Origin of the sequence: Sporosarcina gallistercoris (assembly GCF_014836415.1) — a bacterium.
Classification (GTDB): Bacteria; Bacillota; Bacilli; order Bacillales_A; family Planococcaceae; genus Sporosarcina; species Sporosarcina gallistercoris.
Map to the genome: position 1 here is coordinate 149,540 of NZ_JACSQY010000004.1, position 15,018 is coordinate 164,557.

The 15,018-nt window shown below is 40.8% G+C and carries 17 protein-coding genes; 7 read left to right on the forward strand and 10 right to left on the reverse strand.

Going from position 1 to position 15,018, the window contains the following annotated elements; all coding sequences use genetic code 11:
- Positions 1–119 precede the first annotated feature (119 nt).
- Positions 120–1,028 carry a hypothetical protein gene (locus H9659_RS07685; RefSeq protein WP_191689353.1) on the reverse strand — a complete coding sequence of 303 codons (909 nt, stop codon included), beginning with the start codon at positions 1,026–1,028 and terminating at the stop codon, positions 120–122.
- Between the two features lie 322 nt (positions 1,029–1,350).
- Here H9659_RS07685 and H9659_RS07690 point away from each other — a divergent pair, with 322 nt between their 5' ends.
- Positions 1,351–1,653, forward strand: coding sequence for a hypothetical protein (locus tag H9659_RS07690; RefSeq protein WP_191689354.1), 303 nt, complete (start codon positions 1,351–1,353; stop codon positions 1,651–1,653).
- Positions 1,654–1,707: 54 nt separating this feature from the next.
- On the opposite strand, the gene H9659_RS07695 is transcribed toward H9659_RS07690, so the two are convergent.
- Together H9659_RS07695 and H9659_RS07700 are read right to left on the reverse strand one after the other, a co-directional pair.
- A complete protein-coding gene (locus H9659_RS07695) occupies positions 1,708–2,316 on the reverse strand; it encodes a nitroreductase family protein (RefSeq protein ID WP_191689416.1) in 609 nt (202 codons plus the stop codon).
- Between the two features lie 108 nt (positions 2,317–2,424).
- Positions 2,425–2,796, reverse strand: coding sequence for a hypothetical protein (locus tag H9659_RS07700; protein ID WP_191689355.1), 372 nt, complete (start codon positions 2,794–2,796; stop codon positions 2,425–2,427).
- 183 nt (positions 2,797–2,979) lie between these two features.
- Between H9659_RS07700 and H9659_RS07705 the strand changes: the two genes are divergently transcribed.
- Entirely contained in the window at positions 2,980–3,648 is a 669-nt protein-coding gene (locus H9659_RS07705; protein WP_191689356.1) for a YoaK family protein, read from the forward strand.
- A 133-nt stretch (positions 3,649–3,781) separates the two neighbouring features.
- Positions 3,782–4,666, forward strand: a complete 885-nt coding sequence (locus H9659_RS07710) for a fructose bisphosphate aldolase (protein ID WP_191689357.1) — start codon at positions 3,782–3,784, stop codon at positions 4,664–4,666.
- Positions 4,667–4,804: 138 nt separating this feature from the next.
- On the opposite strand, the gene H9659_RS07715 is transcribed toward H9659_RS07710, so the two are convergent.
- The 5 genes from H9659_RS07715 to H9659_RS07735 all read right to left on the reverse strand — a co-directional run bounded on the left by H9659_RS07715 (position 4,805) and on the right by H9659_RS07735 (position 8,684).
- Positions 4,805–5,107 carry a DUF3784 domain-containing protein gene (locus H9659_RS07715; protein WP_191689358.1) on the reverse strand — a complete coding sequence of 101 codons (303 nt, stop codon included), beginning with the start codon at positions 5,105–5,107 and terminating at the stop codon, positions 4,805–4,807.
- A gap of 333 nt (positions 5,108–5,440) precedes the next feature.
- Positions 5,441–5,743: a PTS sugar transporter subunit IIB gene (locus H9659_RS07720; protein WP_191689359.1), complete on the reverse strand. Its 303-nt coding sequence runs from the start codon at positions 5,741–5,743 to the stop codon at positions 5,441–5,443.
- Positions 5,740–6,078, reverse strand: a complete 339-nt coding sequence (locus H9659_RS07725; RefSeq protein ID WP_191689360.1) for a PTS lactose/cellobiose transporter subunit IIA — start codon at positions 6,076–6,078, stop codon at positions 5,740–5,742. The genes H9659_RS07720 and H9659_RS07725 overlap by 4 nt, the downstream gene beginning before the upstream one ends.
- Before the next feature lie 2 nt (positions 6,079–6,080).
- Positions 6,081–7,370, reverse strand: a complete 1,290-nt coding sequence (locus H9659_RS07730) for a PTS sugar transporter subunit IIC (protein WP_191689361.1) — start codon at positions 7,368–7,370, stop codon at positions 6,081–6,083.
- Positions 7,371–7,382: 12 nt separating this feature from the next.
- Positions 7,383–8,684, reverse strand: coding sequence for a 6-phospho-beta-glucosidase (locus H9659_RS07735; protein WP_191689362.1), 1,302 nt, complete (start codon positions 8,682–8,684; stop codon positions 7,383–7,385).
- A gap of 278 nt (positions 8,685–8,962) precedes the next feature.
- Between H9659_RS07735 and H9659_RS07740 the strand changes: the two genes are divergently transcribed.
- Entirely contained in the window at positions 8,963–9,691 is a 729-nt protein-coding gene (locus tag H9659_RS07740; RefSeq protein ID WP_191689363.1) for a GntR family transcriptional regulator, read from the forward strand.
- Positions 9,692–9,719: 28 nt separating this feature from the next.
- A complete protein-coding gene (gene chbG / locus H9659_RS07745; RefSeq protein WP_191689364.1) occupies positions 9,720–10,427 on the forward strand; it encodes a chitin disaccharide deacetylase in 708 nt (235 codons plus the stop codon).
- 136 nt (positions 10,428–10,563) lie between these two features.
- Here the strand turns inward: chbG and H9659_RS07750 are convergent, their stop codons facing one another.
- Positions 10,564–11,544: an NAD-dependent epimerase/dehydratase family protein gene (locus H9659_RS07750; RefSeq protein WP_191689365.1), complete on the reverse strand. Its 981-nt coding sequence runs from the start codon at positions 11,542–11,544 to the stop codon at positions 10,564–10,566.
- A gap of 401 nt (positions 11,545–11,945) precedes the next feature.
- Here H9659_RS07750 and H9659_RS07755 point away from each other — a divergent pair, with 401 nt between their 5' ends.
- Both H9659_RS07755 and H9659_RS07760 read left to right on the forward strand, forming a co-directional pair.
- Complete coding sequence (locus H9659_RS07755; protein WP_191689366.1) at positions 11,946–12,842, forward strand: PucR family transcriptional regulator; 897 nt, start codon at positions 11,946–11,948, stop codon at positions 12,840–12,842.
- 109 nt (positions 12,843–12,951) lie between these two features.
- Entirely contained in the window at positions 12,952–14,049 is a 1,098-nt protein-coding gene (locus tag H9659_RS07760) for an ABC transporter ATP-binding protein (protein WP_191689367.1), read from the forward strand.
- A 70-nt stretch (positions 14,050–14,119) separates the two neighbouring features.
- Here H9659_RS07760 and H9659_RS07765 read toward each other — a convergent pair whose 3' ends face one another.
- Positions 14,120–15,004, reverse strand: coding sequence for an ROK family protein (locus H9659_RS07765; RefSeq protein ID WP_191689368.1), 885 nt, complete (start codon positions 15,002–15,004; stop codon positions 14,120–14,122).
- Positions 15,005–15,018: the final 14 nt, after the last annotated feature.

Genomic DNA, 15,018 nt, shown 5'->3' on the forward strand with positions numbered 1-15,018 from the left:
CAGGAAACCCTTCTTTTAACTTTAAATCATTCCAATATGGATAAAAGATATTATCATGTGGCCAATGTAACATCGAACATTTTAAAAGGAACGAGAACATTATGATTTCCCTAATAGAATTAGTTTGATTCTTTCTCTGACGGACCTTTGCTATCCAGTTGTCTTTTGTTCTTTGCTACGAGTTTTTCGAAATAGGAAAGCTCTGAAGGATCTTGTGGCTCCTTTGCAGTGTAAGGTAACTGATCTTCTTTTTGTTCAGGTATAACCATTGGATCCATCTTCTCTTGTTCGTTAGAGTGATAGGATTTTTCCACCTCATTAAGAGCCGTTACTTCATCTTCAAGAATTGTTGGTCGGCTAGTTGAATCGGGTAATTCAAGATCAAGTGGTGAAGCAGTCTCCTCTTTTTCCGTACTCACAAGATTTTGCCCTTCTTGAAGTATCGGATTATTAAGTATGTCATTCAATGTAGCGAACCACCATTTCAACTCATTCAAAAGCTTCTCGTATTCAGGACTGTTCGTTCCTAACTCCATGAATTTGTCTTTCACGAAATTGACTTGGTAGAAAGGATTGGATTCGTTCCGAATTTGAATGACCAGTGCTAACGTGTGCACTTTATTAGATGTATGATCTTTCGGAATATCGTTAGTAATTTTTTCTTGTATATATTCCAACATCGGGATATTTGTGGTCGTGTACGACATATTAAGAACTTCAGAATTCTCCACTATTGAAATGGCTTCCAATTCAAGGTACCGATAATTGTATTGTGCGTAAGTCATGTTCACTTTTGGCTGATTTGCCGGCATTCCAAGGTCGTCCAATGCGCGCCAACAAAAAATCTGACGTGATTCATTATGTAGTGTAATTCTTGTTAACGCATCGCTTGAAACACATGTAATCGTACTTTCCTCATCACCTGTTAATGATTGGATACACCTTAATTTCTCTCTCTGTTCAGCCAGTCTGCGCTCCTCTAAAGTATTCGCTTTAGCGAAAAACGGAATCGCTAAAACTAGAAGCATACATCCACTTACTCCCCCTATCCATCCCGCTCCTTTAAATAAGGTAAGAGCTAAGAAGGTAAAACCAACAAGGGGAGTGAGACAACCAAGACAACCTAATAAATTGGATAATTTAGTAGATATAGGTTCCATCCTCCTTTAATGATTGGTACACTAATTGTAGACGAATAATTCTGATACGTTGCCAGTGATAGTTTAGTTTCATTAGTAGTGGAAACCCGATTGCTGACTCTAGTTTTCGTAGTGATTTGTTAAAAATCTTTTGATGTTCAAAAAAAGAAAAGCTTCCATCTGTAACAACTGAAAAATAGGAGGAAAAACAATGCCCATTTTGTTGACGATTGGTGCTTTCATTCTCGTGTTGTTTGGTTTCAATAAGGTCATGGGGTATGGAAGAGGGAATATTACAATGGAATTGGATGGCCGGTATACGAATCTTACCGAGCAGGCAAATGCTGTAACTGCAGAGCTTAAGAAACAAGGTAAACACGCAGAGTATATAGGAAATGGTCGTTACTTGGTTGACGGGCTATCTTATGTTGTCCACAAACGCGCTGTTGCAATGGCAGGAGTCCCTTTGGAGCGGACCATACTGGTACCTGAAAAAAGTGAAAACAGACGCTAGTTAAAAATGCCAGGTACTCACCGATTTCGTGAATTCCTGGCACTTTTCAAAACCTCAGATAAATTTCACTTTCTCCTCAATTGCAATACGAGTTGTTGAATACGATGGCGCATTTTCTTTTCCGATTGTAATAAGAACGATCGGAAAATATCGTTCCTCTAAGTTGAAGCGCTCCATGAACTTCACTTTGTCAAACCCGCCCATGGGTCCTGTTGCATAGCCTCGCTCTTTCGCAATGAGCATAAATTGCATGGCAGCGAGACCAGAATCGAACGTCGCCATATTGATACGGGACTGTTCCGATGCATGTGGATACGCTTTGAGCGCATTGCCAACCAGTACTGCTTTGGTTGCGTCATCCACAAAACCCGCATCCGACATACTGTCATAGACTGGATCGATGTTTCTGTAAAATTCTTTATCTCCCAGAACGGCAATGACTGCAGACGCAGTTTCGATCTGCTCCTGGTTATACGCAATCTTCCTTAACTCTTTGCGTTCTTCATCGTCCAGGAAAACTAAGAACTCCCATGGTTGCAGATTACTAGTAGAAGGCGCAAGTGTCGCTTGCTCGAGCATTTCAAGAATCTCTTCTTTTTCAATGGTAAAGTCAGGATCGTATTTTCTCACTGAACGGCGTTCTTCAATAATGGCAGAAATCATGTTAGACAAGTGAACTCCTCCTATTGGTCAAAAAGAACTTTTAATTCATACACTAGCAGCATACTTATAGTAAGTTAAATCGTCAAGTGTCTTGAGGAGATGAAAGGCTCATGACACATCATCGCTTGAAGGAAGGATATGCATACTCTCTAACAGTGCCCTCGCATCCTGATTTAAATAGGTGAGTGTATCTTCTCTGCTCACTAACCCCGCATGTTCTTTCACGATCGACTTAAAAGACCGGATGTTAAAGTGAACAGCATACTCATTGATGGCATGAATGACCTTAATCTCCACTTGAGTCAATCGCTTTCCATCTGAGTTCAAGACAAATTCAAATAGATCTTGTGCATTGCGCTGGAGATGATGTTTGTTTGCTTTCACCACATCAATATTATCCTCCATATACCTTCTAGCAGTTATGAAGTCCAATTCATCCACGCATTGATTGATCAGTTTAAACAATTCATGAGAATTCATACGACCACTCCTTTACTTTACCAACCCTTACCAATATACCACCATATCACTAGGTATAGGTACTCATTCCAAATTTAAAGAATACCATGGGGATGCGGGGAACTTCAGAATAACTCTCTCCATTTCGGGTATCTCAACGATATACGTATTTATTACGGTTCGTTATGTGGGAAGGGGTTCCAAATGGATAGAGATCAGCTGCACACGAAACGGATTACAAGTCTTTTAACAATCTGTGCTGCATTTTTAATGGGCTTTATCGATGCCTATACATTCATGGAGTTGGACCATGTTTTCGTGAGTGCCCAGACAGGAAACATGGTGACGTTCGGAGTCAAATTATTCACAGGTCATCCTTATGATGCCTTGGCGAACATGATCGCTTTCTTCGGTTTCATGTGTGGTGCCTTTTTAGGAGAAGTCCTTTTAGCCCGCTTGAGGCTCCCCGGGTTGCGGAGATATCGCCTGTTCCTGTATGTCCAAGCACTCCTTCTTCTAGGGCTGGCACTATTTCAAACCAAACTTGAATTGTCTGTTATGGTCTTTGTATTAGGATTACTCTCAGGCTATGCACTGACAACGTTCAGAAAAATCGGATCCACTCCCGTCAATAATGGAATCATGACCGGAAATGCACGTAATATGATGAACAGCTTGTACCTGATTCTCTTCGAAAAAGACGCTCAGGCAAAAAAAGATATGATCCATCTTTTCATCGGCATTATCACATTCGTAGCAGGGGTTGGTGCGAGTGCATCCGTCAGTGTTTGGGACCCCTCGGCTATTCTGTGGATTGCTTTCGGGATTGTCTGTTTTTCAATCGTTGCGCTCTTTTTCTATAAGTGGACGTAAACTGGCTCTAGTCTGGTTTGATGGCGTGAACGGAGTTACTCATGATAGAGTGATTAGTAATAAGGCTGATTTGGCAGTCCCATCTTTATGATTTTTTCAGGAAGTTACACACTATGGATAAGGAGTGAGTGGAATGAATGAAAAACAATTGGATAAGGTGAAAAACGGAAAAGGGTTCATCGCGGCGCTCGACCAAAGTGGCGGAAGTACCCCTAAAGCACTCGCAGCATACGGCGTGAACGAAGATGCGTATTCAAACGAGGACGAGATGTTTACATTAGTGCATGATATGAGAACGCGGATCATTACCTCCCCTGCATTTGACGCACAACACATATTGGGTGCGATTCTGTTTGAACAAACGATGGATCGCGAAATCGACGGAATGTACACGGCTGATTATTTAGCTGAAAAGAAAGGGATTGCTCCTTTTCTTAAAATTGACAAAGGACTAGCGGAAGAAGCAAACGGAGTCCAACTCATGAAACCGATCACCGATTTGGATGAAACCTTGAAACGAGCAAACGAACGCCATATTTTCGGGACAAAAATGCGCTCCGTCATTAAAGAGCCAAACGAAGAAGGCATCAAAGCAGTTGTCGATCAGCAATTCGAGGTAGCCAAACAAATTATCGCTGCTGGACTTGTTCCGATTATCGAACCCGAAGTGGACATTCACAGCGGAAACAAACCCGCTTGTGAACAACTATTGAAAGATGAACTCCTGAACCACTTGGATCAGCTGAAGGATGACGAGAATGTCATGTTGAAACTTACGATTCCTACTGAGGCGAACTTGTACAGGGAACTTATCCAGCACCCTAGAGTGGTACGAGTTGTTGCGCTATCAGGCGGCTACTCGACAACGATTGCAAATGAAAAACTGAAAGAGAATGAAGGGTTGATCGCCAGTTTCTCAAGAGCTCTGAGCCAGGACTTGAATGCCAGCCAAACAGATGAAGAGTTCAACAGTGCTCTTGAAAAAGCGGTTCACTCGATTTACGAAGCCTCCATTTAAGTGAAAAGCCTGTGCTCGCCCGTTCTTTTGGGTCTGGCACAGGCTTTTGTAATTTTTGCTTTGTGTATTCATACGAAAATGAAAAACAATACGAGTTGATTTCTATATGTTTAAATGAAACAAACAAAATCAGGAAAACTATTTACTTAATTTATAAATTCTAAATACAAGTAGGATCATTCCTAATACAATTAATATAGAAAACACTCGCGCTGTAACTAACCCTGCCACTCTAATACCTATTGGCAAAATAAGAATAAGTCCCCCACTAACCATAAGAAAAAAACCTATTGCATTTGCTAACTTATTTTTATCTCCCTTAAATGTGCTCTCATTGAAACCTGCAATGAGTGTGAAGTCTCGTTTTTTCCATATTAGGTAACTAAAAAGGAAAAGAAGCGTACTAGTAAAAAAACAAGCTATCATTGGACCTATATTCATATTCGGAACACCTGACTCTTCTTCATAATTCGGCTATAGCAGTTGAGTAACATACAAGAATATATTGCTATTTATAGCGATTGATAATCAATCTTTATACTATAGCAATAATACTCATATAGTTCCTCCCTAACCGTAAAAAACCCGCACCAGCTGAGTTCAGCAATGTGCGGGTCGTTTTAACTTGAGGTGAATCGTTTTCCAATTTAAACAAGTATTATATCCATGTCGATTTACTCTATCTATAGAATTGATGCAGGCCGTGCATGAATTCTCCGTTAAGCTACTCCCAACTATTTGTACTCTCATTTAACTTCTCTTAATTCTATCAACTTATCCTTTTAACGCGATCGCTTGATCCAATACTTTATCCCCTTGCATCAGTCCATACGCTAGCTGGTTGATAATATCGACTTTGACGCCTAGTGGTTCCAATTGTTGTTTAATCTTTTTTTCTAAATATCTTACTTGTGGGCCAATCAAGACAACATCGAGGTTATCCAGGTTATTTTTCAATTGTGATTCAGCGACTGCACTGACTTCCAAGTCCAGGCTGCGTTCTTCTGCTGCTTTTTTCATTTTGTTTACTAACATGGAGGTAGACATTCCTGCAGAGCACACTAGAATAATTTTCATCGTTTTCCCTCCTCAATCGATTTCATCTTTTCGTACATATCAATCATCTCATTCGCCAACTCTTTCACTGTCATCGCTGTCATCAGATGATCTTGCGCATGAATCAGAATGACAGTTACGGTATTGACTTCTCCATTGGCTTCAGCTGTCAATAGCTTCGTTTGCTCATGATGGGCTAACGTGAATTCCTCATTCGCTTCTTCTATCTTTCTGCGCGCTTCTTCAAATTCATAGTTTTTCGCTAGCGCTATCGCTTCCATTGAACTGGAGCGGGCGTTTCCAGCATGCAAAATGATGGAAAACGAGAGCATCTGAATTTCTTCTACTGTTTGCATACTTATTCTCTCCCTGCCTGTTGTTTTAAAGCTCTAACTCCTACCATAACAAATGGGATGTAGATGGCTACGGCTATCGCGAAGTTCACTAGTTGTAATACAATTCCACGCCAGCTTCCTCCTGTAACCAAATATCCACTTAAAATAGGCGGTGTCGTCCAAGGTATAATGGCAACTGTCTTTGGCACCAATCCCGTAGCTAAAGCGAAATAGGATATGATCGTCAACGTTACCGGAACGAGGATGAACGGAATCAGCATTGCCGGATTCAATACGATTGGTAAACCAAAAATTACAGGCTCGTTAATATTGAATAACGACGCAGGTGCTGAAAGTTTTCCGACTTCCCGGTATGGGTGATTTTTCTCTTTTCGAATCACAATGAAGATTGCTGCAATCAGTGCAATAGTCGTACCGGAACCTCCCATGAAGACAAAGGAATCCAAGAATGGCTTAGTAACCGTATAAGGTACATCAAATGCAGAGACACCGCTACTGAACAATTCCAAGTTTTCTTGAATTAAAGGAAGGTACAATGGCTCCATTACAGATCCAATAATATTGGTCCCATGCAGTCCGAAGAACCATAATAAATGATTTAAGAAAGCAATTAAAATTGCGGCTGGCAATGTATTACCGAGTCCTTGCAATGGTTCTTGGATGACTTGAAAGATCACTTCAAATATACTAATTTCAGCAAAAACCGTCATTAACGCTTGGAAGCAGCCGACTATAATTAAAATAATCGTCGCAGGAATTAAAGCTTGAAATGAACGAGCTACTCCTTCTGGAACACCTTCAGGCATTTTAATGGTCCATCTTGATTTTACTAGAATCCGGAATAATTCTGTCAAGCTAAGTGCAAGTACGATTCCGACAAATAATCCTTGCGACCCGAGCCATGCAAAGTTCAAGCCCCAATCTTCCGTTACCGGAACGAGCATGATGTAAGATGCAGCCGATATCAGACCCGCGGATAAGCCATCCACTTCATAGGATTTGGCAAGATTATACGCGATTGAAAAGGCGACTAAGAGCCCTAAGACAGCAAAGGTCCCGTTCCATATACTGCCCCCAACCGCTTGCCAGTTCCCTTCACCTAACAAGCCATTCATCCATTCAACAAAACTGAACGAGCCTAGCGGCGGAAAGTTATTGATCAGAATCGCAAACGATCCGACGATAATCAGCGGCATGATTGCGACGAATCCATCACGGATTGCAACAAGATGACGCTGAGCTCCGATTTTCCCAGCAATTTCAATGAACTTTTCCATGAACCTACCTTTCATTTCTCTTCCCCCTTAAAATTGTGGTAAATGCTCTTTATGTGCTTCCAACAACTCATCCAACAAGATTTTACTTCCCTTTTCATCTCGTACTAATGGGTTCATAATCATTGCAGTATAAGCATCATTGTAGTTGCCGGAGATTCCAGCCTTAATGACGAGCTCTTCAAATGCCTTCATCTCGTAAATAACACCTTTTACTACTGGTGGCAGTGGCCCTACTGAAATCGGCTCCGGTCCATTTTTTGTAATGATACTATTCACTTCAACCACAGCATCAGTTGGTAAATCCGTGATCGCCCCGTTGTTAAAGGTGTTGACGGTTTGAATGTCTTTCCTATCATTATAAATGGAATCCATTAAGCTGCAGGCAACGTCACTATAAAACGCACCCCCTCGTTCTTCCAGCTCTTTAGGTTTATCTTGCAATTCCGGGTTTTTGTAGAGGTCAAACAGAGATTTCTCCAACTCTTGGACTTTTTCTGCACGTGTCCCATTCTCTTCAAATGCCTTGATATCTTTGGTAAGAACATCTTTTGTTTGGAAGTAATATTGGTGATAAGGATTCGGTAACAGTTTCGTTGAATCGATAAATGTACTGGACCAACCTAGATTGACGATATTCGCTGGAGAATAATCCAACCCTTTCTTTAGCTTTTCCAATACTTCTTCTGTACGATCTTGACCATTGACCGTCACTTTTCTACCGAAGACAAAATGGTTCATGCCGATGAATTCAATTTCCACATCATCTGGTGAAACATTAAGAATCTCAGCTGTGGAGTGGCGCATGTTGAACGGGATATTACAAACACCGATCACTTTCTTGTGGTCAGAATGCTTCAACAAGGCTTCCGTGATCATTCCAGCGGGGTTTGTAAAGTTGATCATCCAGGCTTCAGGACATAGATCATGGATATCTGCAGCCAGCTCCATCATGACAGGAATCGTCCGGAATGCTTTGAAAATGCCTCCTGCTCCGTTTGTTTCTTGACCTATGAATCCGTGACTTAACGGAATGCGTTCATCTTTTTCCCTAGCTTGCAGGCCACCGACACGGATTTGTGTGGAAACAAAATCCGCTCCTACTAATGCCTTTTTTCTATCCAATGTCCAAGTTAGTTGTATCGGCTTACCTGACTTCAAAATCATTCTTTTGGAAAGCTCCCCAACAATCTGCAGCTTCTCTTTCCCCTCCTCTATATCAACCAATACAATCTCCGTTACCGGAAAAGAGTGATGGCGCCGTATGATCCCCTCAATGATTTCAGGAGTATAACTGGACCCCCCACCGATGATGACAATTTTTAAATTCATTTTATAAGACTCCTTTACTTCAATATGTGAAAGCGGTTTCAAATACTGGCATTTATAAATTCCGAGAACTAGTTAGTACTGAACTGCACCTAGCACCCTATAAAACTATTCTTGTTTTTCAGTACCTTTGTAATTCTTAAAAATAATGTATCATACATTTAAATAATTGTATATAACAATAAATCAAAATACTTTATTTGTAGTATCATATGAGAATCATTTGTTATTATTCCATTATTCTTGTACACTTTAGACATTATTACTGAAGGAGCATTGCAATGGACAAAAACCAGGCACTTCATGCATATATAAAAGAAGATCTACTCCATCGGATAAAATCAGGTACTTACAAAGTTGGCGATAGAATTCCTACCGAGCTGGAATTGTGCAAAGATTTCAACGTAAGCAGAACAACTGTGAGGACTGCATTGAAACAGCTCACAATGGAAGGTTATCTCGTCAGAAAACAAGGCAATGGCACTTTTGTCGCTGAACAAAAAGTGAAGCAAACTCTTTCTCATACGGTTGAACGATACAGCGATCAAATTGCAGTTCAAGGAAAAAAAGCAGAGATTTCACTCGTAAGCATTCAAGTGATTCCTGCTACTGAATTGCTAAAAAATATTCTAAATGTATCTATCGATGATCCTATCCAATGCATTGAGAGAGTCCGAAAAGCAAACGGAGAACCTACTCAATACGAGGTCGCTTACATTCCGTGGAAAGCAGCTCCGGGTATTACAAAAGAACACGCTGAATCTTCTTTATATGAAACTCTGAAAAATAGTTATCACATACAAATTGCCAAGACTACAGAACATGTAGAAATTATATTCCCGGATGAACGGATCGCTCAACACTTGCAATACAAAAAAGGACTCCCGTGCTTCTACATCGAAACGGTAGCTGAAGACGTGAATGGGAATGTATTTGAATACTCTCGTTCTTACTTTCGAGGGGATAAGACAAACTTCGTGATAAGTCGCAATTACTTAGCAGAGGAATAACGATTGGAACAAAAAGGGGGGATTACGGTTGAAAGTCCTTTTTAATGCGGACGATTTCGGACTTACTAAAGGCGTCACAGACGGCATTATCCAAGCACATACAAACGGTGTTGTTCAGTCTACGACACTCATGATGAACGGACTTGCAACGGATTACGCCGTTGCAAAGGCAAAGATGCTCCCATCCTTACAAGTAGGCATTCATCTCGTGCTTACGTATGGTAAGCCATTGAGCGATGATGTACCGACATTACTGAACGAGCAGGGTTCCTTTAAATATACAAATACTTTTAAACAAATGGAGCCTCCAAATATAGAGGAAGTGGAGAAAGAATGGCGCACTCAACTCGATGCGTTCCTTGCTACCGGTCTGCCACTTCACCATATTGACAGTCATCATCATGTGCATGGCTGGCCAGTATTAAAGGAAGTCGTTCTTGCTCTTTCCAAAGACTATGACGTGCCTGTACGTTATACAGACTCGTTGAAGGATTACCCCGCTGTTCTTTTAACCGAGAATCTCTATCTGGATTTTTATGGGGATGGCATCCATAAAGATGTTTTCAAAAGTTTGGAGCTTTACAAAGGGAATTCGGTTGAAGTAATGACGCATCCAGCAATTGTGGACGATGATTTGAGAACGGTAAGCTCTTATTTAGATGCACGAGAAGAGGAGCTTTCACTTTTATGTCATCTTGAAATCCCGGATTGGGTAGACTTAGAGATTGGGACCTGATTTATTTTTACGTTTTGTAACCAAAAAAGGCTGCAACTATCCCCGAAGGAGAACGGGGTCGGTTGCAGTCTTCTTTTTTCTGATCCTTCTTCTACGTTCCAATTGCTTACTAGTAAAAGATGGTTAACGAAAAAGGTCATTTCACTTCTTTTGCACAAACAGCCAATGTCTTTCTAATTTCAGCCCGAACGTCGTCTTCCTGATATCTCAAAACCGGCATCGTCTCTTGCGGATCAATGAAAGCATCACGATTCTGCATTTCGATCTGTTTTCCCATATGGATCGCATGCTCTTTCCCTTTTGCTGCAACCGCTTCATCCATTTTTTCAGAAGAGGGTTTCAATTGGTCCAAGGCAGCTGTTTCAATCGTCGTATCTGTTTGTCCGAGACTTTCTGCAATCATTTTGTAGAACTCTTCGTACTTCATATTGATCCCAGAGATGGCATACGTCGCGCGGTGCTCCCCATGTTCCAAGGCACCGACTGCCGCTTCCGCCACTTGCTTCGTGGTCACCATTGCAGTCCCGCCGGCAGGAACTTTCACTACATCCATCCCTTGAACCCGGGGGAAGAAGCTTTTCCAAAGCGGCGTCCTCTGTGGCATCGTTCCAAATATGTACGGCAGTCGAAGCGACATGACATCCATCGCTCCTTCACCTTCCATGAACGCGATTTCTTCCTGCAGCAATCTCGTTTTGACATAAGGCTGCTCCTGCAAATTCAGATCAGGCCACATGCTTGCAGTCTCCGTATGATACGACCCGAAAATTACGAACTTCGTCATGCCCGACTTCCGTGCCAAGTGCGCAAGCCTTTGTGTCGGCAAGACATTGTTTTCATAATAGAATCTCATAGCAGGTGCTTTAGGAAGTGTCCGCTCATCCAAACCAGCAGCATACACAAACGCATCTTTTCCTTGCAATATATCCATTACTTGCTCATCTGTCATCTTGTTGATATCTCCGAGATATCGATCCTTCACTTGTTCGGGCAATACCTCAGCCATGACTTCTTCATTGCGTGCAATTGTAGACACTTCGTAGCCCTTGTTAAGTAATTCATGGACGGTTTCAAGCCCTAGCAAACCGGTTCCACCTAACACAAATACTTTTTCCATTCCGTATCACTCCCTTTTTCAAAATGCTCAAGTATTCTACCCTAATAGTAAGTGACGCAATCTAATTGCTGAATAGCGTACCAAAATAAAACGAGTGAAAAAAATCCCTTAATTGCTGAGATTGTACTGTTCCTGACCTAGTTCCCTTTATTACGTAGCTACGTTGACATCTGGACGTATTTTCAAACCAATATTTTCTTCCACATTAAGAACCATTGAATAGAACTTGTAGCTGGAAGTTGGTTTATAATGCAATGCGGAACTGCGCGTTCCATTCAAGCGTTCTACACTAATTTCACACTCTTATGTTCTTTCGCTTCTCTCACACCTCTGCTACTATGAATAAATACAAGGTATTAAACTCAAAAATTCCGTAAATTATAGAAGGAGCTAGATCCGATATGTATTTAAATCTATCCACCCTCTTTCCTTCCTTTCAGATTTTCTCAAACAAACCAGACCATCATTCTCACGATGTATTTATCTTTAAAGATAAAACTTCATCCAATTGGATATCGATTAATAAAAAAGAAGTCTCCACCCGCGATTACGCATTATTAACAGCTGTTTTTGATGAGTTTGAAATACCTCATAAATCATCTGGAGATTCTGAACAAATTGAGTGGATTCGCTACTTGGATGGTTATGGATCCGCACCAATAAAGGAAGTTCTAGAAATTCGTACACTTCATCTTTCCTTTCCGAATGATCGTTGGAAAATGGATTCGTTAAGAGAAGCTGTTGAAGCCTTTTTTGGAGATGAGGTGATTTTACTGTGCCGCACAAATACTCTTGCATTGCTCATAGAAAAGAAATCATCATATCGTTATGGAATAGAAGATTTCACTTCATTCGTTGCTATTCTTGAAAGTGATTTCTTTATGAAGCCGAAACTATTTGTCGGCAAGTTCCACAGCTCAGATTCAGAATACCCAGCAAAAATCAACGCTGAATCATTTTATTTTTCAAAAGGATTGAATATATTACCTACAGAACAGATATATACAATGGAGAAAGTATTTCCATATTTACTGATTGAATCCCTTTCAACGACTATGAAAAATACAATTACTAATGAGATACTGGGTCCCATAGAACAGGACATGGAAATATTGAAGACGATTCGTTATTTTTTCGAAAGTGGATTCAATGGTTCTATCACTTCCGAAAAACTCCACATTCATCGGAATACACTTAATTACCGTCTAACAAAGTTTCAAGATATTACAGGTATTTCTGTTCGCAATTTCGACGGAGCCTTAGTTGGTTACTTCGCTAGTTTACTATCAGTAAAGTAAGATTCAATGTGCACAACTTCAAACGTCAGATTATTGTGCATACTGTACATACCCAATTCACTTATTGAAAGGTATCCTAATATTAACTACACAACTAGGGGTGAAGGATATGGGAGAGTTAGTTCTTAAGAATATATATAAAGTTTACGAAGATGACGCAATCGCAGTTTCAGACTTCAATTTGAAAGTTGAAGATAAAGAATTCATCGTTCTTGTAGGTCCATCAGGTTGCGGAAAATCGACAACATTACGTATGATAGCCGGGCTAGAAGAAATTACGGACGGCCAGATGCTTATTGATGGAAAGGTGATGAATGATGTAGCTCCGAAAGATCGTGACATTGCCATGGTATTCCAAAACTATGCGCTATACCCTCACATGTCTGTATACGATAATATGGCCTTCGGTCTGAAATTGAGAAAGTTTTCGAAAGATGAAATTGAGAAGCGTGTTAAAAACGCAGCAACTATTCTAGGATTGGAAGAGCACTTAACACGGAAGCCCAAAGCTCTATCTGGTGGTCAGCGACAACGTGTAGCACTAGGACGTGCCATTGTTCGAGATGCTGGTTTGTTCCTAATGGATGAGCCATTGTCAAACTTGGATGCCAAACTAAGAGTCCAGATGCGTGCAGAAATAACAAAATTACATAAGCGGTTAGAAACTACTACCGTCTATGTAACACACGACCAGACAGAAGCAATGACGATGGCTACACGTTTAGTAGTTATGAAAGATGGATTCATCCAACAGATCGGTACACCTAAGGAAGTGTACGAGAATCCAGAAAATGTATTTGTTGGTGGGTTCATAGGTTCTCCAGCAATGAATTTCTTTGAAGGGCAAGTTGTTGATGGGAATTTTGTAGTTGGAGAAACGGTTATAAAGATACCAGAGAGGAAACTAGCATTACTCAGAGAGCAGGATGAAATAAACAAACCGATCACTCTCGGAGTTAGACCCGAGCATATTTATGAACAAGCTGATTTGCTAAAAGCCTTCCCAGACTCCCATGTTAACGTTCAAGTAGACGTCGCAGAATTAACAGGGGCAGAGCTGATGGTCTATTCCTCCATAGGTACACACCCATTCGTTGCACGTCTGGGTGCGGATACAGATTTGCAATCTGGTCAGAATGTGACGCTAGCCATTGATATGAATCGCGTACATTTCTTTAATGCTGAGACTGAAAAGCGCATTAGATAGTTTATGTACTATCCATAGTAACAAAAGAACTCCACATTCTATTTCGATAGAATGTGGAGTTCTTACTCATTCATTGCATACATCTGGCTAATGCACCACGCAGACCAGCTTCATCTTTAAAGATACTCTCTTTGATACATTTCTCTTTCCCCTTGAAAAGTGGGTGTGTAAAATGACTCGCCACTTCCTTGCGAACAGCAGTGACGAGTAATGGGTGCTTGTTAAATATCCCGCCACCCAACACGAGCGTAGTCGGATCTGCAAATAATAGGATATGATGGATTTCTTTTGCTAACGCAGATATGACCTCGCTCACGATTGATATAGCCCGCTCATCTCCCTCATAATATAAATTCATTATTTCCTTGAACGTTATATTAGGGTCATTAAATGTGACCACACCCTTTTGTTCAGTACCAGATCCAGAAACATACTTTTCAAGCGTTTGACCGTCCGAATCCGTCAACGCGAAACCAATTTCTCCTGCCATGCCATTCCCACGAATGAATTGTCCTTCATTAATCGTACAACAAGAAATTCCTGTACTCAGCGTCAAATAGACAAACGTTCCAGTTGCTGAACCATGTCCGACGTATTCTCCCCATGTCGCCATGTAGACATCATTGTCAATCAGCACCGTTGTATCTGGAAACTCTTCAATCAACTTTTCCTTTACCGGGAAATTCCGCCATGGCAAGTTATTTTGATAGATAGCAATTCCGGAATCCTCTTCAACAATTCCTGGTAGTCCTACCGCAATGGCTTTAATTTCTTTAAAGCTAATTTTATTATCCGAACATATTTTCTCGAAAGATTCCAACAACGAGTAGAATAACTTCTCTCCATCTTCTTTTTCACTTCGAATTTCATGATTTCCGATTAATGCGCTGGTTTCGTCGAATAGCGCGGTTGAGAGTTTGGTGCCACCTATATCAGCTGTAAGAAAATAGTTCATGCAGGACCTCTCCC

Coding starts and splice junctions, on each gene's coding strand:
- H9659_RS07765 (WP_191689368.1), bottom strand. CDS start 15,004: ATGAACTATTTTCTTACAGCTGATATAGGTGGCACCAAACTCTCAACC.
- H9659_RS07685 (WP_191689353.1), bottom strand. CDS start 1,028: ATGCTTCTAGTTTTAGCGATTCCGTTTTTCGCTAAAGCGAATACTTTA.
- H9659_RS07700 (WP_191689355.1), bottom strand. CDS start 2,796: ATGAATTCTCATGAATTGTTTAAACTGATCAATCAATGCGTGGATGAA.
- H9659_RS07720 (WP_191689359.1), bottom strand. CDS start 5,743: ATGAAAATTATTCTAGTGTGCTCTGCAGGAATGTCTACCTCCATGTTA.
- H9659_RS07740 (WP_191689363.1), top strand. CDS start 8,963: ATGGACAAAAACCAGGCACTTCATGCATATATAAAAGAAGATCTACTC.
- H9659_RS07705 (WP_191689356.1), top strand. CDS start 2,980: ATGGATAGAGATCAGCTGCACACGAAACGGATTACAAGTCTTTTAACA.
- H9659_RS07755 (WP_191689366.1), top strand. CDS start 11,946: ATGTATTTAAATCTATCCACCCTCTTTCCTTCCTTTCAGATTTTCTCA.
- H9659_RS07760 (WP_191689367.1), top strand. CDS start 12,952: ATGGGAGAGTTAGTTCTTAAGAATATATATAAAGTTTACGAAGATGAC.
- H9659_RS07715 (WP_191689358.1), bottom strand. CDS start 5,107: ATGAATATAGGTCCAATGATAGCTTGTTTTTTTACTAGTACGCTTCTT.
- H9659_RS07735 (WP_191689362.1), bottom strand. CDS start 8,684: ATGAATTTAAAAATTGTCATCATCGGTGGGGGGTCCAGTTATACTCCT.
- H9659_RS07690 (WP_191689354.1), top strand. CDS start 1,351: ATGCCCATTTTGTTGACGATTGGTGCTTTCATTCTCGTGTTGTTTGGT.
- H9659_RS07710 (WP_191689357.1), top strand. CDS start 3,782: ATGAATGAAAAACAATTGGATAAGGTGAAAAACGGAAAAGGGTTCATC.
- H9659_RS07695 (WP_191689416.1), bottom strand. CDS start 2,316: ATGATTTCTGCCATTATTGAAGAACGCCGTTCAGTGAGAAAATACGAT.
- H9659_RS07730 (WP_191689361.1), bottom strand. CDS start 7,370: ATGAAAGGTAGGTTCATGGAAAAGTTCATTGAAATTGCTGGGAAAATC.
- H9659_RS07725 (WP_191689360.1), bottom strand. CDS start 6,078: ATGCAAACAGTAGAAGAAATTCAGATGCTCTCGTTTTCCATCATTTTG.
- H9659_RS07750 (WP_191689365.1), bottom strand. CDS start 11,544: ATGGAAAAAGTATTTGTGTTAGGTGGAACCGGTTTGCTAGGGCTTGAA.